At 73.5% G+C, this 18,893-nt stretch carries 14 protein-coding genes; 6 read left to right on the top strand and 8 right to left on the bottom strand.

Annotation, left to right across the window (positions count from 1 at the left end):
- The coding region (locus tag IF29_RS0136305; protein WP_232242753.1) for a glycoside hydrolase family 6 protein at window positions 1–1,647 on the bottom strand (1,647 nt) is incomplete at its 3' end.
- Between the two features lie 284 nt (window positions 1,648–1,931).
- Here IF29_RS0136305 and IF29_RS0136300 point away from each other — a divergent pair.
- Window positions 1,932–3,482: a cellulase family glycosylhydrolase gene (locus tag IF29_RS0136300; RefSeq protein WP_030264803.1), complete on the top strand. Its 1,551-nt coding sequence runs from the start codon at window positions 1,932–1,934 to the stop codon at window positions 3,480–3,482.
- Window positions 3,483–4,071: 589 nt separating this feature from the next.
- On the opposite strand, the gene IF29_RS0136295 is transcribed toward IF29_RS0136300, so the two are convergent.
- Window positions 4,072–4,479, bottom strand: a complete 408-nt coding sequence (locus tag IF29_RS0136295) for a Rid family hydrolase (RefSeq protein ID WP_030264801.1) — start codon at window positions 4,477–4,479, stop codon at window positions 4,072–4,074.
- 181 nt (window positions 4,480–4,660) lie between these two features.
- Between IF29_RS0136295 and IF29_RS0136290 the strand changes: the two genes are divergently transcribed.
- Window positions 4,661–5,632 (top strand): zinc-binding dehydrogenase, encoded by a 972-nt coding sequence (locus IF29_RS0136290; protein ID WP_030264800.1) that lies wholly within the window; start codon window positions 4,661–4,663, stop codon window positions 5,630–5,632.
- 2 nt (window positions 5,633–5,634) lie between these two features.
- On the opposite strand, the gene IF29_RS0136285 is transcribed toward IF29_RS0136290, so the two are convergent.
- Together IF29_RS0136285 and IF29_RS0136280 are read right to left on the bottom strand one after the other, a co-directional pair.
- On the bottom strand, window positions 5,635–6,642 hold the full coding sequence (locus tag IF29_RS0136285; RefSeq protein WP_084715432.1) for a DMT family transporter: 1,008 nt from the start codon (window positions 6,640–6,642) through the stop codon (window positions 5,635–5,637).
- Window positions 6,643–6,873: 231 nt separating this feature from the next.
- Window positions 6,874–7,701, bottom strand: a complete 828-nt coding sequence (locus IF29_RS0136280) for an enoyl-CoA hydratase/isomerase family protein (protein WP_030264794.1) — start codon at window positions 7,699–7,701, stop codon at window positions 6,874–6,876.
- Between the two features lie 103 nt (window positions 7,702–7,804).
- Between IF29_RS0136280 and IF29_RS0136275 the strand changes: the two genes are divergently transcribed.
- From IF29_RS0136275 to IF29_RS0136260, 4 genes are all read left to right on the top strand, one after another.
- Window positions 7,805–8,287, top strand: coding sequence for a pyridoxamine 5'-phosphate oxidase family protein (locus IF29_RS0136275; RefSeq protein ID WP_030264790.1), 483 nt, complete (start codon window positions 7,805–7,807; stop codon window positions 8,285–8,287).
- A 72-nt stretch (window positions 8,288–8,359) separates the two neighbouring features.
- A complete protein-coding gene (locus IF29_RS0136270) occupies window positions 8,360–9,268 on the top strand; it encodes an acyl-CoA thioesterase (protein ID WP_232242752.1) in 909 nt (302 codons plus the stop codon).
- A gap of 152 nt (window positions 9,269–9,420) precedes the next feature.
- Entirely contained in the window at window positions 9,421–9,942 is a 522-nt protein-coding gene (locus tag IF29_RS0136265; protein ID WP_030264784.1) for a Rieske (2Fe-2S) protein, read from the top strand.
- Between the two features lie 109 nt (window positions 9,943–10,051).
- Window positions 10,052–10,669 carry a TetR/AcrR family transcriptional regulator gene (locus IF29_RS0136260; RefSeq protein ID WP_030264781.1) on the top strand — a complete coding sequence of 206 codons (618 nt, stop codon included), beginning with the start codon at window positions 10,052–10,054 and terminating at the stop codon, window positions 10,667–10,669.
- Window positions 10,670–10,712: 43 nt separating this feature from the next.
- Here the strand turns inward: IF29_RS0136260 and IF29_RS0136255 are convergent, their stop codons facing one another.
- From IF29_RS0136255 to IF29_RS48845, 4 genes are all read right to left on the bottom strand, one after another.
- Window positions 10,713–12,410, bottom strand: coding sequence for an AMP-binding protein (locus tag IF29_RS0136255; protein ID WP_030264779.1), 1,698 nt, complete (start codon window positions 12,408–12,410; stop codon window positions 10,713–10,715).
- Between the two features lie 110 nt (window positions 12,411–12,520).
- Window positions 12,521–14,434: a S9 family peptidase gene (locus IF29_RS0136250; RefSeq protein ID WP_084715431.1), complete on the bottom strand. Its 1,914-nt coding sequence runs from the start codon at window positions 14,432–14,434 to the stop codon at window positions 12,521–12,523.
- Complete coding sequence (locus IF29_RS0136245) at window positions 14,431–16,215, bottom strand: N-acetylglutaminylglutamine amidotransferase (protein ID WP_030264773.1); 1,785 nt, start codon at window positions 16,213–16,215, stop codon at window positions 14,431–14,433. The genes IF29_RS0136250 and IF29_RS0136245 overlap by 4 nt, the downstream gene beginning before the upstream one ends.
- The gene (locus tag IF29_RS48845; RefSeq protein WP_030264769.1) at window positions 16,203–18,749 is read right to left on the bottom strand and encodes a glutamate--cysteine ligase; all 2,547 of its coding nucleotides are present in this window, start codon (window positions 18,747–18,749) and stop codon (window positions 16,203–16,205) included. Before IF29_RS48845 ends, IF29_RS0136245 begins: the two co-directional genes overlap by 13 nt.
- Window positions 18,750–18,893 lie beyond the last annotated feature (144 nt).

The following is an 18,893-nucleotide window of genomic DNA, read 5'->3' as shown; positions in this document are numbered from 1 at the left end:
GTGTCGGTGTAGGACGTCGTGGTCACCGTGGCGACCTTGGTCGAACCCCGGTACACCGCGTACCGTGTCGGTGTAGGACGTCGTGGTCACCGTGGCGACCTTGGTCGAACCCCGGTACACCGCGTACCCGGTCACACCCACGTTGTCCGTGGACGCCGTCCAGCTCAGCGACACACTGCTGCTGGTCGTCCCGCTCACCGCCAGGTTGGTCGGAGCGGAGGGAGCAGTGGTGTCACCGCCGCCGCCGGTGCTGCCGAGCGCCGGGTAGGCGTTGGTGACCAGCTGCTGGAACTGGGCCGCGAACCAGTTACCGGCCGGGATGTCGTAGCCCGGGATGGCGTCGGTCGGGTAGGTGCCGCCGTTGCCGTCGGTCTGGGTCCCGCTGGGGTCGCAGTGCGGGTCGCCGTGGGTGTGCGTGCCGCTCGGGTAGTCGCCGTCGGACTCGCCCGGGGGCTTGATCCAGACGTAGGCGATGATCGGGTCGCTCGCCCCGTACGGCTGCGCGGTCGGCCGCGAGCCGATGCCGGCGCCGTTGACGTTGCACCAGTCACCGCGGAACGGCCGCTGGTCGATCTTGTTGGCCGTCACGTAGGAGTTGACGTCGGTCGGGCTGGAGTTCAGCGAGGTCGGCCGGGCCGATCCGCCCCAGCCGTTGCGGGAGGTGTCGATGAGCATCCCGACCGAGCTGGGGAAGCCCGCCGAGACCAGCGAGGCGTGCATGGCCTCGTCGTAGGTGTGCTCGTCGAAGTACGGGTTGTACTGGTAGAAGTTGGCCGAGTCCAGCGGCTGCCCGCCCACCTGGAGCGTGGAGTTGGGCAGGAACGGCTCGTCGGTGGGGGTGGTGTTGGCGGTGTCGCTGATGAAGCCGTCCACGCTGGCCACGCCGGCGGTGGTGGCCTTGGCGACCTTGGCGAACTCCTGGGCGGCCGGGCCCATGTTGCTGGACCAGCCGAGCCAGCCGGAGTGGCCGATGTCCAGGTAGGTGTAGACGTTGGGGATGGCGTGCAGCTTGTTCAGGGTGTACTCGACACCGGTCTCGTAGTACGGGGTGGCGGTCGCACAGGCCGCCTTGCTCTGGTTGGTGACCGCGTTGGGCAGCGAGTCAGGCTCGATGATCGTGGAGATCCGCAGGTTGCTGTAGGTGCTGCTGCCGAGCAGCGCGGCGATCGGGTCGACGTACTGCGACTCGTACTCGGTGAGGCCGGCCGCCGTGGCCGGGATCTCGCCGTTGGAGGCGAGGGCGGCGCAGTCACGGCCGGGGAGGTCGTAGATGACGACCTCGAAGAGCACCGGGGTGGAGCTGCTCGCGGCCTGCGTCTCCGCCTTGTCGAGCTGGGCCTTCAGGCCGAGGTGGGTGCTGTCGCCGGCGATGGCGCCGATGTGGTCCATCCAGATGGCGGTCTGGTAGCTCGCGACCTTCGCCTCGGTCGAGCCGGTGGTGCCGCCGTCCGCGGTCGCCTGGGCGTTGACCTCGGCGACGTAGTCCGGATTGAGGTACGGCGTGGAGCCGACGTACGGGTTGGCGACGTGGGTGACCGCGGCGCTCGCGGACTGGGTGGCGGCGATGGGGACCAGCATGGCCGCACCGAGGGCGGCCGCAGCGGCGGCCGTTCGGAAGCGGGCGAGCGGGCGGGGGGGATGTGGCACTTCACGGTCCTTTCGGGTGGGTGGATCGTGATCGACAACCGGCCGAAACCGGGCGAACGGGGTGGGAGCGCTCCCATTCGAAGCAGGCTTACGACTCCTGCCGACGGCGGCAACCAGTGGGAGCGCTCCCGATCGTCCGGCGGTTCTGACGGCACGTCAAGACCCTTGACGATGAGCAGAAAATTTCTGACTGTGGGACTGTTGTGAAGCCGGCGCTTCCGCTACCTTGACGCCCGGCAGCCAGTGCGAGCACCCCACCCAGCCAACAGAATCGGGTGCTCCCCATGCGATCCCGCACCACACTCCTGCTCGGCACGGCCGCCGCGGTCGCCGGATTCACCGCGGCGCTGCTGCCGATCGCGGCGTCCAGCGCTGCGGCGGCCACGGTGTCCTGCAGCGTCAGCTACTCGGTCAGCAACGACTGGGGCAGCGGGTTCACCGCCGCCGCGACCATCACGGACACCGGCACCGCCGCCGTCCAGCCCTGGACGCTGACCTACACCACCACCGGGAACCAGACTCTGCAGAGCGGCTGGAACGGGACCTGGTCCCAGTCCGGCCACACCGTCACCGTCACCGCACCCAGCTGGAGCACCAGCATCGCAGCCGGCGGCTCAGTCACCACCAACGCCAACTTCGGCTACTCGGGCACCAATTCGGCGCCGACCGGCTTCGCGGTCAACGGCGTGGCCTGCGGGCCGACGTCGACCCCGACGACGGGGGCACCGACGACGGCTCCGCCGACCACCGCGCCGCCGACCACCGCTCCCCCGACTACGGCGCCGCCCACTACGGCGCCGCCGACCACCGCGCCGCCGAGCGGGTCGGCGCCCGCGCTGCACGTCTCCGGCAACAAGCTGGTGAACGCGAGCGGCAGCACGGTCACCCTGCACGGGGTGAACCGCTCCGGTGCGGAGTTCGCCTGCGTCCAGGGGACCGGGCTCTTCGACGGACCGGTCGACCAGGCCTCGGTGGCCGCCATGGCGAGCTGGCACATCAACGCCGTGCGGGTGCCGCTGAACGAGGACTGCTGGCTCGGCGAGTCCAACGTCCTGGCCGCCTACTCGGGTGCCAACTACATCAACGCGATCAAGAGCTATGTCGCGCTGCTGCACCAGAACGGCCTGGTCGCCATCCTGGACCTGCACTGGACCGACGGCGTCTACACCGGCAACTCCTCCGCCTGCAGCAGCGCCACGGCCACCTGCCAGAAGCCGATGCCGGACGCCGCGGGGGCGATCCCGTTCTGGACGTCGGTCGCCAACACCTTCAAGGGCGACAACTCGACCGTCTTCGACCTCTTCAACGAGCCCTACCCGGACCGCGCCACCAGCACCACCGCCCAGGCCTGGACCTGCTGGCGCGACGGCGGGACCTGCTCCGGGATCGGCTACCAGGTCGCCGGGATGCAGTCGATGGTGAACGCGGTACGCGGCACCGGCGCGAGCAATGTGCTGATGCTCGGCGGGCTCGCCTACTCCAACGACCTCACCCAGTGGCTGACCTACGAGCCGACCGACCCGGACCACGACCTGGCCGCGTCCTGGCACTCGTACAACTTCAACACCTGCAGCAACAGCTCCTGCTGGACCAGCCAGATCTCCCCGGTGCTGGCCCAGGTCCCGCTGGTGACCGGCGAGTTGGGCGAGAACGACTGCGCCCACGGCTACCTGGACACACTGCTGCCCTGGCTGGACAACGCCGGCGCCTCGTACCTGGCCTGGACCTGGAACACCTGGGACTGCTCCTCGGGCCCGTCCCTGATCAGCGCCTACGACGGCACGGCCACCGCCTACGGCGCCGGGTTCAAGGCCCACTTGGCGGCACTGGGGTAGGCGGGTTGGAGGTGGGGCGGGGAAGCGGGGGCCGGGGAGGCGCGGCCGGGGAGGCGGGGCGTCGCCGCCGGTGCGGCGGGATCCCTCCATCGGCCGAGCCCCCGTCCCGCCCCCGTCTCCGACGTGCGCGTTCGCTCCCGCTGAACCACCATCACCTCCCTGGGGCACGCCGCTCCATGCCGGGCTGGGGTGGCTCGCTGCCGCTCGCGGCCAACAACGAGGAGCGGGGAGGGCGGCGGGGCGTGCGATGCCGGGCGGCGCGCCCCTGCCCTCCCGGTGCGGGGCGCCGCTGCGGAGCTGCAGAAACGTTCCTGCGTGGCGCCTTCGGTTGAACCGGGGTCACTTTTGGGACGCCGGGTCATTCTTGGTACGGGCATGTGCGAATGAATCGGGCATAACGGCAAGATCAAGTGACACCTTGTCCCGAAAGTGACCCCGGTTCGCCTGTTCGCTCCGCGCCGGGCCCAGGCACCCCCCGCCCTTGTCGCCGGCGCGAAGCGCCTTCTTTCCGGGCGCGAGCCCGGGAGACGGCGGGCCAGGTCGCGGCAGCAACAGTGCCGTTGCAGGCGTGGGGCGTCCCGCTTCGCCGCTACGGCAGGGATGCGGTGAGGTCGACCTCGACGAGTTGGCCCTGGAAGCCGAGGCGGGCTACTCCCAGCAGGGTGCTGGCGCTGGTGAAGGCCTCGCCCAGGGCCGACTCCGTGAGGTGCTGCCAGGTGGCGGCCAGGGTCGAGACGTCGTCGCTGACCACGTAGACCACCGACCGGACGACATCGCTCGGCGCTGCGGCCACCGCGGCCAGGGCGATCAGGGCGTTGGTCACCACCTGGTCGATCTGGGCGGGTAGATCGGCGGGGCCGACCAGCTCGCCCGATGGGCCGATCGGGCACTGGCCCGCCAGATGGGCGGTGCGCCCGGCCTCCACCACGGTGATGTGGTGGTAGCCGGGCGGCTGGTGGAGCTGGGGTGGATTGCTGCGGGTGATCCGGGTCGTCATGGGCGCGAGTCTGGGCGACCCGCGGTCGTCGCGCATCGGGTTTTCGCCGCGGCGGGGCCGGGGGGTGGGGAGGTAGGACCATCGGCTGAGGTCGTGCCCGTCTGGCGGCCGATGATCAGCGGCTGCGTTGGAGCGAGACTGATGTCCTTCCGGGGGTCGGTTCGGCGAAGGTGGCGGCGGGATGCGTGCGGTGTGGTTGCGGGAGTTCGGCGGGCCCGAGGTGCTGGTGGCCGGGGAGACGGCGGATCCGGTGGCGGGGGCCGGCGAGGTGGTGGTGGAGGTCGGGTACGCCAACATCACCTTTGTGGAGACGCAGTTCCGGGCCGGGGGGAAGGGTCCGTTCCGGGCGGAGCTGCCGATGGTGCCCGGCAATGGGGTCGGTGGTGTGGTCGCCGCTGTCGGCGAGGGGGTGGACCGAGCGCTGCTCGGGCGGCGGGTGGTGAGCAGCACCGGTGGGTCCGGTGGGTACGCCGAGCGGGTGGCGGTGCCGGCGGTGGGTCTGTACCAGGTGCCGGAAGGGCTGGCTCTGGACGATGCCGTCGCCCTGCTGGCTGACGGCCGGACCGCGGCCATGGTGCTGGCGGCCGCCGAAGTCGCCGCCGGGGACACGGTGTTGGTGGAGGCGGCGGCGGGCGGGGTCGGCAGCCTGCTGGTGCAGTTGGCCCGGGCGGCCGGGGCTCGGGTCGTCGCGGCAGCCGGCGGGGAGCGCAAGCTCGCCCTGGCCCGGGAGCTCGGAGCGGACCTCGCCGTGGACTACCGCGAGGACGGCTGGGACGGGCAGCTCCGGGAGGCTCTGGCCGGCGGCGAGGCGGATGTGGTCCTGGACGGCGTGGGCGGGGTGATCGGTCGGACCGCATTCGGGCTGCTGGGGCGTGGCGGACGCATCGTCAGTTTCGGTCTGGCCAGCGGGGAATGGGCTGGCGTTCCGGAGCAGGAGGCGGCCGCGCGGGGCGTCCGGATCCTGTCGGCGAAGGCCTCGCCGGAGGCGATGCGGGGGTTCACCGAAGCGGTGCTCGCCGAGGCCGCCGCCGGGCGGCTACGGCCGGTGATCGGGCAGCGGTTCCCGCTGGACCGCGCCGCCGACGCACACCGGGCGATGGAGACGCGGTCCACTCTGGGGAAGACGCTGCTGGTGGTCGGCGACGATCGCTGACCTCAGTCGCGGAGCAGGGCGACCGCCGCCAGCAGGGTGGCGGTGCCCGCTGCGGCGGGGAGGGTGAGGCGTTCGCTCAGGAGGGTGATGCCGAGGAGCAGTGCGGCCACGGGTTCCAGCATCATCATCACCGACACCGCCGTGGCCCGAACCACGGTCAGCGCCGCGAAGAAGAGCGAGTAGGCCAGCGCGGTGGGCACCGCGCCGAGGTAGCCGAGCAGGACGACGGCGGTGGCGAGGTGGTGCCCGGAGGGGAGCAGCGGTCCGGTCGCGGCGGCGAGGGCCAGCAGGCCCAGGGCCCCGACGGCGAAGCCGCTGAGCGCGCGGTCGTAGGCGTCGTGGGCCCGGCCGTCCCGGGTCTGGGCCTGGGTGAGCAGGTTGATCGCCGCCGAGCCCGTCGCCGAGCCGAGGGCGCAGAGCAGGCCCCAGAGCGGGGCGGTGCCGCCGCCCGACGCAGTGGCGCCTGACGCGGCGACACCTGACGTGGCGTCACTGCCGAAGGCCAGCAGGGCGAGGCCGGTGACCGCCAGGACGATGGTCGCGACGCCGCGACGGCCGAGCCGTTCGCCGAAGACCGCGCGTGCTCCCAGGGCGGTGAGCACCGGGGCGGCGCCGAGGGTGGCGGTGGTGCCGAGGGCGAGCCCGGCGAGGTCGACGGAGGCGAGGTAGCAGGTCTGGAAGACCGCCATCAGGATGCCGGTGCCGATCAGGGCCGGCAGCCCGGGGCGGACCGTGTCGGTGGGGCGGCGCAGGAACGGCCTGGCGGCCACCAGCAGCAGGGCGCCGATGGCGAAGCGCCAGAACGAGACGGCGATGGGGCCGAGGCCGCTGCTGCGGTGCAGGATCGCGGCGACGGCGCCGGCACTCCCCCAGGAGGCCGCGGCCAGGCCGACCGCGAGCAGCGCGCGGCGGCGGGCTCTCGTCGGGTGGGGGGTGAGGGTCGCGTCGGTCGGTACCGGGTGCGCGGCGAGGGTGCGGGGGCGTGCGGGCAGGGCAGGCTGCGAGGGCATGGCAGGGCTCCGGAGGTGGTCGCTGAGGTCCGCGGATGGCGAGCACGCGGGCAGCGTTCACCGAGCCGACGACCCCCGGTCGGAAGCCCGAGGAGGGTGACGCCGGTCAGCCTGGAGGTTGCCGCCCGCTAGCGGACGGGCGGCGGAAGGACGGCGAGCGAGTACGGAGCCATGGGTCGGACCCTATCTCCTGCTCCACTTGTCAGGGAACCGCCTGCTGGGGCCGTCAGGTCACCGCAGCCGCCACGGCGTGCGGGTGCCGGAGTTGAAGGCGGCCTGGCCCTCGGCGAGGGCGGCCGGGTCGTCGCCGAGGGTGACCAGGGTCTTGGCGACCTCCAGGGCCTGGCGGTAGCCGAGGTCCTGGGCGTACCAGACGGCGCGCAGGGTGGCCTGGACGGCGAGCGGCGGCTGGGAGGCGATCACCGCGGCGACGCGCCGTGCGGCGTCCAGGAGTTCGGGGCCCGGGACGACCTCCTGGACCAGGCCGATCTGGTGCGCCCGCTGAGCCGAGAGCCGTTCGTGCGCGCCGGTGAGCTGCATCCGCATCACCTCGCCGAGCGGCATCCGCTGCAGCATCGCCATCGACTCGAAGACCGAGGCCATGCCGAAACTGGTGTGCGGGTCGAAGAAGGTGGCGTGGTCGGCGGCGATGATGAACTCCACCTGTCCGAGCAGGTAGAAGGCACCGCCGCAGGCCATTCCGTTGACCGCGGCGATGACCGGTTTCCAGAGGTCGCCCGAGGTCTTGGGGCTGATCCAGTCGCCCGGGTCGTCGAAGTGCAGCGGGGTGCCGCCGCGGATGCCGATGGGCTGGTCGTCGGTGCCCGGCTCGGCGGTGTCCAGGGTGCCGCGGTCGAGCCCGGTGCAGAAGGCCCGGTCGCCGGCGCCGGTGAGGATGACCACCCGGACCTTGTCGTCCTCGCGCAGTCTGCGCCACAGCTCGCGGAGCTCCTGCATCATCCGCAGGTCGAAGGCGTTGTGGACCTCCGGGCGGTCCAGCGTCACCGTGGCGACGTGGTCGCTCTCCTCGTAGCGCAGCGTGCTGAAGTCGGTCTCCATGCGCATTCCTCCGGTCGCGGCCCTGGCACATCATTTGAGAACACGTTCTACTTATCAGCCCGGGCCATCGTCCCGGTCGGCCGCGTCGGAGGGAAGAGGCAGGATGCGCGAGCAACGGCACGGCAGGCGCGTGATGATGGCCGCGGACCAGCGGGACGCCTTCCTGCGCGGGCAGCGGACCTGCCGGGTGGCCACCGTGTCCGCCGACGGACGGCCCCACGTCACCCCGCTGTGGTTCGTCTGGGACGGCTCGGCACTGTGGCTGTACTCGATCACCCGCAGCCGGCGCTGGGGCGAACTGGAGCGCGATCCGCGGGTCGCCGTGGTGGTCGACAGCGGCGAGGAGTACGGCGAGCTGCGGGGCGTGGAGCTGACCGGTTCGGTCGAGCAGGTGGCCGAGGCGCCCAGGACCGGGCTGGACTACCGCGGGCCGTACCAGCTGGAGTCGGCCGAGAAGCTCTTCGCCGCCAAGTACGGGTTCGGCGCGACCATGTACCACGACGGACGGCACGGCTGGCTGCGGCTCGCCCCGGCCACCCTGACCAGTTGGGACTTCCAGCGGTTGAACGGCGACTTCGCGCGCTGATCCGAGCTGCCGGTCCGTCAAGGTGCCGCAGGTCACACGGGTCCGCCCGGGCCGATCTGACAGGATGCTGCGATGGCAGAAGCTCCGATGGCCACCGAATCCGGTCAGCCCCGCGTGATCTCCGACTTCGTCGACCTGCTGCGTCTGGACGACCTCGACCTCAACCTGTTCCGGGGCTGGTGCCACGCCGGTGCGCCGCTGCGCGCCTTCGGCGGGCAGGTCGCGGCCCAGGCGCTGGTGGCGGCCGGGCGCACGGTGGAGACCGGGCGCCCGGTGCACTCGCTGCACGGCTACTTCATGCGCCCCGGCGACCCGCGCCGCCCGCTGGTCTACGAGGTGGAGCGGCTGCGCGACGGCCACTCCTACTCCACCCGGCGGGTCACCGCGATCCAGCGCGGGGAGGCGGTGTTCACCCTCTCGGCCTCCTTCAAACGGCCCGAGGAGAGCCCGGAGCGGCAGGCCGTGATGCCGCTGCTGCCCGGGCCCGAAGGGCTGCCGAACCCCTACGCGGAGTGGGCCGAGAGCGGGTCGGAGAGCTACTGGGCGACCACCGGACGGCTGACCCTGGACATGCGGATCATGCCGCCCGGCACCGAGGGGCTGCCCGGCCGGCCGGCCGGGGTGGAGGAGCAGTTCGTCTGGCTGAAGTCCGCCTCCAAGCTGGCCGCGGACGACGCGCTGCTGCACGTCTGCGCGCTCGCCTACCTCTCGGACCTGACGCTGGCGTCGACCGCCGCCCTGCACCTGCAGCTGCCGCGCTCGCAGCGCAACGAGGCGCCGCCGACCGTCAACCTGGCGTCGCTGGACCACGCGATGTGGTTTCACCGGCCGTTCCGCGCGGACGAGTGGCTGCTGTTCGCCCAGCGCAGCCCGTCCGCCTCGGACGGTCGGGGGCTGGCCCAGGGCGAGTTCTACACCAGGGACGGCAGGCTGGTCGCCTCGGTGGTGCAGGAGGCGCTGGTGCGCGAGAAGCGGCGCTGATCCGCCGGCCCGGAGATATCCGGAGATATTACGTCCCGGCCGACAGGATCTTACGTGGCTCATCGGTGCTGAACCTCCGGACGGACCGGTGCGTATGGTCTCCCGACAGCGGGCTTCAGTCCCTCCAGCCTCAGCTCTCTACAGGAGTAACCATGGCCGAAGAGTCCCAGCAGACCACCGCCCGTCGAACCGTGCTCGCGGGCGTCGGAGTGGTGGGCGCCGCCGGCGTCCTCGCCGCCTGCGGATCGAGCGGGAGCGGGAGCAGCAGCGCCGCGGGCGCCGCCACCACCCCGGCCGCCGATCCGAGCACCACGGCGGCGGGCGGCGCCACCAGCAGCGCCCCCGCCGCCGGCAGCTCCAGCAGCGCGGCGGGTGGTTCCGGCGGGGGCACAGTCCTCGGTGCGACGTCGGAGATCCCGGAGGGCGGCGGCAAGGTGTTCGCCGACCAGAAGGTGGTGGTGACCCAGCCGAGCGCGGGCACCTTCAAGGCGTTCACCGCGGTCTGCACCCATATGGGCTGCACCGTGGGCAGCGTCTCCGGCGGCACCATCAACTGCCCCTGCCACGGGAGCAAGTTCAGCATCGCCGACGGCTCGGTCGCGGGCGGTCCGGCCCCCTCGCCGCTCGCGGCCGAGACGATCGCCGTCAGCGGCGGCCAGATCAAGCTTTCCTGAAACGAGAACATCGTTTCACCGGTGTGGACCCGGCTGACGGGTCCACACCGGTCAAGTGATCTGATACGGCGTCATACACCTGCAACACCGTTCCCGGTACCATGGCGGGGTGTCCAAGGTAGACCTGTCCCCCCGGCCGGTCGAGGCTATGTCTCCCCGCCAACTGGAACGCCGGAAACACCTGATCAGGGCCGCGATCGATCTGGTGGCCGAGATCGGTGTCGAACGCGTCCAGATGAAACAGGTGAGCGAACGCTCAGGGGTCGCCCTAGGGACGACCTACCGGTACTTCTCCTCGAAGGACCATCTGCTGGCCGCAGCCGTCTCGGACTGGCGCGGAATGCTGATGACGGATCTCGCCGCGGAGCTGCGCGGCTCCCCGGTCCCGCTGGCCGGCACGGACCGGGTGGTCCGCTTCGTGCACCGGGGCATGCGGGCCTTCCAGCGGCAGCCGCACCTGGCCCATCTGCTGGTCGCGGTGACGGTGTCCACCGACCCGTTCGCCAGCGAGGCGGTGGACGAGATGGCCAACGCCGGACGGGCCTCGCTGCTGGCGGTGATGCCGCAGGTGCCGGCGGCGGCGCGCAGCGTGGTCCCGCACATCATCGACGCGGCCTGGCAGAGCGAACTGGTGGCCTGGGTGACCGGGCGCAGCACCCTCGGCGACGCCTACCTCCGGCTGGAGGAGGTCATCCGGGTGGTGCTGGCCCCGTACGCGGCGGCCTGACCGGCCGACGGCCCGGTCCCGGCGGGTCAGGTCCGGTCGGCGGTCAGCTCCAGGCGGTGCGGCCGTGTTCGGCGAAGAGTGCGTCGATCTTCTCCAGGTCGTCGCCGGTCAGCGGGCGGTAGCCGGCCCCGGCGTCGGCCGCCGTCCCGTACGGCCGCCAGAGGACCGGGTCGTCGGTGCGCCAGCGCTCGGCGCGCAGTCCGGTCTTGGCGGTCTTGTGGGTGGCGGTGGCCGGCATCCGGGCGACGAAGCGGACGAAGCGCGGCGGCATCTTGGTGCCGAGGTCGGGCTGGGCCGCCAGGAACTCCGCCAGTCGCCGGGCCAGCCCCGCCGCCGCGGTGTCGGCGCCGGGCCGCAGCTGCACCGCGGCCATCACCTGGTCCCCGGCGACCGGGTCGGGGACGGCGTAGACCGCCACCGCCTCGGCCTCCGGCCAGCGGCCGAGGATGTTCTCGATGTCGGCGACGGCCAGGTTCTCGCTGTCCACCCGCAGCCAGTCCGCGCTGCGTCCGGCGAAGTGGAACCAGCCCTCGGCGTCGCGGTGGAACAGGTCCCCGGTCCAGTACCAGCCGCGGCGGACCCGGGCGGCCCCGGCCTCGGGGTTGCGCCAGTAGCCCTCGAAGCCGGCCCGTGCGGTGCGGTTGACCAGTTCGCCGATAGCCTCGGCGCCGTTGAGCAGCCGGCCCGAGGCGTCGAAGCGGGAGCGCGGGCGCTCCTGCCCGGTCTCCGGGTCGACCACGGCGAGGTCGTCGTCGGGGCCCGAGCCCTCCCGGCCGACCGCTCCGGCCGGGGCCGCCGGGTCCTGGCGCAGGTTGCAGCCGCCCTCGGAGGAGCCGTAGCCCTCGACCAGGCGGCAGCCGAAGCGCGCCTCGAACCGCGCCGCGTCGACGGCCCCGGCCTCGGTGCCGAACCCCAGCCGGAGCGGGCTCTCCGCGTCGTCCGGACGCTCCTCGGTGGCCAGCACGTAGGAGATGGCCCGGCCCACGTAGGTGAAGTAGCCGGCCCGGTAGCGGCGGACGTCGTCCAGGAAGCCGGAGGCGGAGAAGACCGGGCGCAGCGCGACCGTGCCCCCGGCGAGCAGCATCGGCGCCCAGAGCGCCATGGTGGCGTTGCCGTGGAACAGCGGCATGCAGGCGTAGCCGGTGTCGTCGGCGGTCAGCCGGTACATGGTGCGCAGCTTGTCGCCGGCCCTGGCCAGCCGCTGCTGGCTGCAGACCACCGCCTTGGGGGCGCCGGTGGACCCGGAGGTGAAGGTCAGCAGGACCCGGGTGTCGGGCGCGGGCAGCACCGCGGGGGGCGCGGCGTCCCGGTGCTCGGCGAGCAGCGCCGCGTACCCGGGGCCGTCGCTGTCGAGCACCGGTACGGCCAGGGCCAGTCCGTCCAGCAGCGGCAGCCTGCGCCGTCCGGTGACGACCAGGGCGCAGTCGGTGTGCCGGATGTCGCGCAGCAGGTCGGGTCCGCGCCGGGTGGGGTTGATCCCGACGGCGGTGGCGCCGGCCAGGGCGCAGGCCTGGAGCCAGTAGGCGTACTCGGGGGTGTTGTCCAGCAGCAGGCCGACGTGCGGGTACGGCGCCCGCTGCTCGGCGAGCAGCCGCACCAGCAGTGCGGCGCGGGCGCAGGCGGCCCGGAACACCTGGTCGTGGCTGTGGCTGAAGCCGTCGCCGACCAGCCCGGGGGCGTGCCGACCGCGCTGGGCGAACACGGCGTCGAGGAGGGTCGGGCTCGGTCCGGGTGCGGGCATGGGGGCTCCCAGCGTCAAACTTCTGACGATGCGTCAGCTTTTAGCCGTTGATACCCTCCTGGCCGCCGACGCACAAGACCGCGGCACCGCCCGGTCAACCGGTCGCCCGGTCATTCGAGATGGCGTTCGAGCCAGGCGGCCACCGTGGAGCGGACCAGGGCCCGGCTCTGCTCGTGCACGAAGTCGTGACCCTCGTCCGGCAGTTCCAGCAGCGAGGCGGTGACGCCGCGGGCCCGGGCCGCCGCGACGATCTGTTCCGACTCGCCGATCGGGACGTTGCTGTCCTGGGCACCGTGGACGGCCAGCAGCGGCGCCCGCAGGGCGTCGACGCCGGTCATCGGCGAGAGCTGCCGCAGCAGCAGGCGGTCCCGTTCCGGGTGGCCGTACTTGGCCGCGGCCGACTCGGCAATCCAGGGCTCGGTGCCGGCGAAGAAGGTGGCGAAGTCCGAGATCCCGCAGATGTCCACCCCGGTACGGAACAGCTCCGGGTGCCGGACCAGGGCGGCGAGCACCAGGTAGCCGCCGTAGGAGCGGCCCATGACGGCGAGTCGGCCGGGGTCGGCCAGGCCGAGGCCGACCAGGTGCAGGGCGCAGTCGGCGACGTCGTCGACGGCGGCGAAGCGGCCTTCGCCGAGGTCCGCGTCGACGAAGGAGCGGCCGAAGCCGGAGGAGCCGCGGACGTTGGGGGCGAAGACGTCGAAGCCGCGGGAGAGCAGCTCCTGGAACAGCGGTTCGAGGACCGGGCGCTCCTGGCTCTCCGGGCCGCCGTGCAGGTGGACGACGCAGGGCGCGGGCCCGGCGTCGTCGGGGCCGGATGCGGGGGCCCGGTAGTACCAGCCGCTGAGCGGCAGGCCGTCGCGGGCGGTCAGGCCGATCGCCCGGGGACCGACGGCACCGGGGACGGGCTCGGAGGTCCAGGGGGCCGGCTGCGGTTCCGCGCCGGGGGCAGCGGGCAGCGACCAGATCCCCGGGCGGCTGCGCGAGCCGGACAGGGACAGCAGCAGGCCGCCGGTCCCGTCGGCGTCAACGCGGGTCAACACCTCGTGGGGCAGCGGAATCTGACGCATCGTCGTCGCCGCACCCGGTTCCGGGCCGAGCCGGACCAGCTCGGCCGAGCTGCGGCCCTGCTGGTTCCAGCCGAGCAGGGCGGTGCCGCCGTCGGGCGCGACCGTCAGCAGTTCCAGATCGGCGCCGGACCGCTGGGCGGCCACCCGCACCGTCCGTGCGCCGGCCGGGCCGGGGCTGCCGTCCGGGTTCAGGGCGACCGCGAGCAGCGCAGCGAACTCCCGCTCCGCGTCGCTGCGCAGCCAGACGGTGCGGCCGTCCGGGGCGAAGCGGCCGATCCAGGGGTCCCCGTCGGCGACCGGGAAGGTCCCGGCCTCGACGAGGTCGGCGAGCCGCAGCAGCACGGCCTCGCGGTGGCCGCGCGGGCCGCGCCGGAGCAGGGCCAGCCGGCCGTCCGGGGTGAGGTCGCAGACCCGCAGGGTGGCCGCGCCGGACTCGGTGGCCAGCCGCCGGGGCGGGCGGACGCCCTCGGGGTCGACCAGCGAGGCCGCCAGCAGTCCGTGGCTGTGCCCGGAGCCGTCGCCCACCGGCACCACCTCGGTCACCGCCAGCGCGGAGCCGTCCCGGCTCCAGCAGCCCAGGTAGGCGGCGGCGCGGGGGTTCGCGCCGGCCAGCAGCCGGCGGCCGGTGCCGTCCGGGCGGATGCAGAGGACCCGGCCGTGCTCGGCGCCGTCGGGGGCGGAGGTGTAGGCGATCCAGCGGCCGTCCGGGGACCAGGAGACGGCGGTGACCGGATCCGGCGCGGGGTCCAGCAGCCGGGGTCCGCCGGCACCGCTGAGCGGTCCGGTCCACAGCTGGGGCACCCCGCCGCGGTCGCAGATGTAGGCGGCCGCCGTACCGGTCGGGTCGGTGGCCGCCTGGGCGCAGCCGTGCCGGGGCAGGCAGGGGTCCGGGCCCGGGGCGTCGGAGGCGGTCGGCTGCGTCGCGGTGTGCTGACCTGTCACGTGCTGCGCCCTCATCCGATTCCGTGTGTCTGCAGCCAGATTTCCAGAAGGGCGGCCTGCCAGAGCGCATTGGAGCCCAGCGTGGTGCGGTGCGCGTCGGGGGCGCTGAGCAGTTCGGCCAGGTACTCCTCGCGGAACAGCCCGCGGGCCCGGGCCTCCGGGGCGGCCAGCGCCTCCTGGACCCGGTCCAGCACCGGACCGGCCATGTGACGGATCGCCGGGACCGGGAAGTAGCCCTTGGGCCGGTCCACGATCCCGGCGGGCAGCAGCTGCCGGCCGGCGTCCTTGAGCACGCCCTTGCCGCCCTGGGCCAGCTTCAGCTCGGGCGGGCAGGCCGCCGCGAGCTCCACCAGCTCGTGGTCCAGGAAGGGGACCCGGGCCTCCAGGCCCCAGGCCATGGTCATGTTGTCCACCCGTTTGACCGGGTCGTCCACCAGCATCACCCGGCTGTCCAGCCGCAGCGCCGCGTCCAGGGCGGTGTCCGCGCCGGCGGCCGAGGTGTGGGCGCGGACGAAGTCGCCGGAGGCGTCGTGGTCGATCAGGTACTCCGGGTGCAGCATGACCGCCAGCTCGCCGTGCGGGCGGTCCACGAAGACCCTGCAGTACGCCTCGGCGGTCCGCGCCCGGGGGATCCCGGCCAGCGGCGGGTACCAGTCGTACCCGGCGAAGATCTCGTCGGCGCCCTGGCCGCTCTGGACCACCTTCACCTCCTTGGAGACCTCCTGCGACAGCAGGTGGAAGGCGACCGCGTCATGGCTGACCATGGGCTCGCTCATGGCGTCGATCGCCTGGTCCAGTGCGGCCGGGAGCCGGTCCGAGGCCACCATGATGCGGTGGTGGTCGGTGGCGTAGCGCTCGGCGACCAGGTCCGAGTAGGCGAACTCGTCGCCCTGCTCGCCGCCCTCGGCCTCGAAGCCGACGCTGAAGGTCGCCAGGTCGCGGGCGCCGGACTCGGCGAGCAGGGCGACGACCAGGCTGGAGTCCAGGCCGCCGGAGAGCAGCACGCCCACCGGCACGTCGGCGACGGTGCGCCGGCGCACCGCGGTGCGCAGCCCGTCCAGCACGGCGTCGCGCCAGTCCGCGGCGTCCATGCCGACGTATCCGGGCAGCCGGGTGTGCGGGGGGTTCCAGTACAGGCGGTCGTGGTGGGTGCCGTCGGGCTCGACCACCCGGACGGTGGCCGGCGGGAGCTTGCCGACCCCCGCCAGTACGGTGCGCGGCGCGGGCACCACGGAGTGGAAGCTGAGGTAGTGGTGCAGTGCGACCGGGTCGATCGAGGTGTCGATCCCGCCGCCGGCCAGCAGCGCCGGCAGCGAGGAGGCGAAGCGCAGCCGGCCCGGCCCCTCGGCCAGGTAGAGCGGCTTGACGCCGAGCCGGTCGCGGCCCAGGACCACCCGGCCGGACTCGTGCTCCACCAGGGCGAAGGCGAACATCCCGGCGAAGCGGTCGACGCAGTCCAGGCCCCACTCCCGGTAGGCCTTCAGCAGCACCTCGGTGTCGGAGTCGGAGAAGAAGCGGTGGCCGGCACCCTCCAACTGGCGGCGCAGCTCGCGGTGGTTGTAGATGCAGCCGTTGAAGACGACGGTCAGCCCCGCGCCGGGGTCCGTCATCGGCTGGGCACCGCGCTCGGACAGGTCGATGATCTTGAGTCGCCGGTGGCCCAGCGCGACCGCGCCCTGCGACCACAGGCCGCGCCCGTCCGGGCCCCGGGCCGCCAGCCGGTCCGTCATCCGCTCGACGGCGGCCAGGTCGGGTCGTGATCCGTCGAAGCGGACCTCTCCGCTCAGTCCGCACATGCCGGTGCAGCTCCTATCCAGGTGTCCTTGGCGCCGCCGCCGCGCGAGGAGTTGACGATCAGGCTGCCCCCGGCGGCGACCCGGGTGAGCGCGGCCGGCAGCACGGTGGGCCGCAGGCCGACGGCGCCCGGGCCGCTGCCGTCGCGCTCGGCCAGCACGAAGGCCCTGAGGTCGACCACCCGGGGTTCCAGCCGCTCGCCGTCGAAGGTGGGATGGCTGGTCAGCGAGACCACGTCCTGGGCCACCCAGCGGTCGGGGGCCTCCAGCAGCGCGGCGCGCAGCCGGGCCAGCTCCTCCGGGGAGGCGTACGGACCGATGACGACGCCCGCGCCGCCGTGCCCGTCCACGGGTTTGACGACCAGTTCGGGCAGCCGCTCCAGGATCTCGTCGAGCCGGCCGTCGTCGGTCGGCAGCAGCGTGGGGACCTGGGCCAGCAGCGGCTCCTCGCCCAGGTAGTAGCGGATCAGCCGGGGGACGAAGGCGTAGAGCGCCTTGTCGTCGGCGACCCCGTTGCCGGGGGCGTTGGCCAGGGCGAGCCGGCCCGACTCCACCGCCGCCAGCAGCCCCGGCCACAGCGGGACGCCGTCCTCCCCCATGGCCTTGGCCAGGTCGTCCTCGTCGATCCGGCGGTAGAGCACGTCGACCGGGCCGCCCCCGGCCCTGACCCGGCCGTCCTGACCGATGGTCAGCTGGTCCGGGGTGAACACGCCGACGCCCATGGCCGCGGCCAGGGTCCGGTGCTCGTACCAGGCGGAGTTCTGCGGCCCGTCGCTGACGATGGCCAGCACCGGGTCCGCCGCCGCCAGCGGCGGCGCGGCGGCGAGCAGGGTGCGCCGCAGCAGGTCGGGGACGGTGTCCAGGGAGAGCGTGCCGGGGCCTGGGCCGAGCACCCCCAGCCCGCGGGCGGCCAGGGCGTAGGCGATCCCCGAGGGCACCCGCAGATTGTCCTCCAGCACCAGCCAGCCCTGCGCGGCATCCCTGACCAGGTCCATTCCGGCGACGTGGATGCGGACCGAACCCGGCAGCGGCGCCCGGCCCGCGTCGCGCAGACCGGCCGAACCCTCCAGCAGCCGCGCGGGCAGCACCCCGTCGCGGACCGCCGTGCGCTCGCCGTAGGCGTCGTGGGTGTAGGCCTCCAGGGCGCGCAGCCGCTGCGCCAGGCCCAGGCTCAGATCGCGCCACTCGCCGCCGTCGACCAGGCGCGGGACCACGTCGTAGGGGAACAGCCTGGCCTGGTCCTCGCCGTCGACCCGGAAGGTGACGCCGTCCCGCCACTGCCGGGCGTCGCGCTCGCGGATCCGGCTGCGCAGACCGGCGGACTCCTGCCGCTCCAACTGCTCCAGCACGGCCCGGTAGGGCTCGCGGCTCTCGCCGGTGACGGTCACCGCCTCGTCCTGCTCGGCGCGGTAGCCGCGCAGCAGGCCGCGGTGGGCCGACTGGTCCCGGCCGCGGCGGTCACCGCGGGTCTCGGCGACCAGCAGGTCGACGGCGGCCCGCCGGCCCTCGCGCAGCGCCAGCCGGCGCAGCCGGTGCGCGGCGCTGCCCCGGCCCAGGGCCGCCTCGGCAAGCTCGACCACGGCGTCCCAGTCGCCGGTCTGCTCCAGCGCCGGGCGCAGCCGGGTCAGCAGCGAGCGCACCACCCGCGGGGCGGGCACCGGGAGGCCGGTCGCCGGGTCCACCAGGTCGCCCTCCAGACCCGAGCGGGCCGCCCGCCAGGTCGCCGCGCGCAGCCACTCCTGCCCCCGGCGCGGCGGCTCGGCCCCCGCGGCCACGTCGGCGCAGGCGTCCACGACCAGCGCACGGAACAGTCCGGTGATCATCACCACGGTCTCGGCGCGCGGGCAGGCGTCGCAGATCCGCAGCTCCAGGGTCTGCAGATGGGCCGAGGGGCGGACGTCGTAGTAGACCATCCCGGTGTCGCTGATCACGCCCGAGCGCACCAGGCCGGCGATGGTGGCGTCGTACTCGGCGGCACTGGCGAAGGAGCCGGCCGGTCCGGTGGTGGGCCAGCGCTGCCAGAGCAGGGTGCGCCAGCTGGCGTAGCCGGTGTCCGAGCCCAGCCAGAACGGCGAACTGGCCGACAGCGCCAGCAGCACCGGCAGCCAGGGGGCCAGCAGCCCCATCGCGATCACGCCGGTGTCCCGGTCCGGGACGTCGACGTGGACCTGCGCCCCGCAGATCAGCTGCTCCTCGGCGACCACCCGGTAGTTCTCCGCCATCCGCCGGTAGCGCGGGTCGTCGGTGGGGTCGATGCTGCCCAGTTGGGCCAGCGGCGCCGTCCCCGCCGCGACCAGGGCCAGGCCCAGCGGCTCGGCGGCGGCGTTCAGCGCCCGGCGGGACGCCTGCAGATCTCTGAGCAGCGCCGCGAGGGAGCGGTGCGGACGGCTGTTGGCCTCCACGATGGACTGCTGCAGCTCCGTGGTGAAGCCCCGTTCGGGGAGGCGGTCCAGGACGGCACGGGCCCGGGGCACCAGCGTTCTGGACTCGACATCGACGACATGGAACTCCTCCTCGACCCCGACCGCGACGACCACGCTGCTCCCCTTCCGGTTGGACCGCGCTGCTCGGGCCGAGGCTAGGGCAGTCGAGGACCGCCCCGATTACGGGCATGTCACATGCCGGGGCGTCCGTGACAGCCGCCTGCCCCCGCGGCCCGCCGGTATGCCGACGGGTAGCGG

It is taken from the genome of Streptacidiphilus jeojiense, assembly GCF_000719095.1.
Classification (GTDB): domain Bacteria; phylum Actinomycetota; class Actinomycetes; order Streptomycetales; family Streptomycetaceae; genus Streptacidiphilus; species Streptacidiphilus jeojiensis.
Note: the sequence above shows the minus strand (reverse complement) of the source record. Positions and strands in the feature narration are given on the sequence as shown.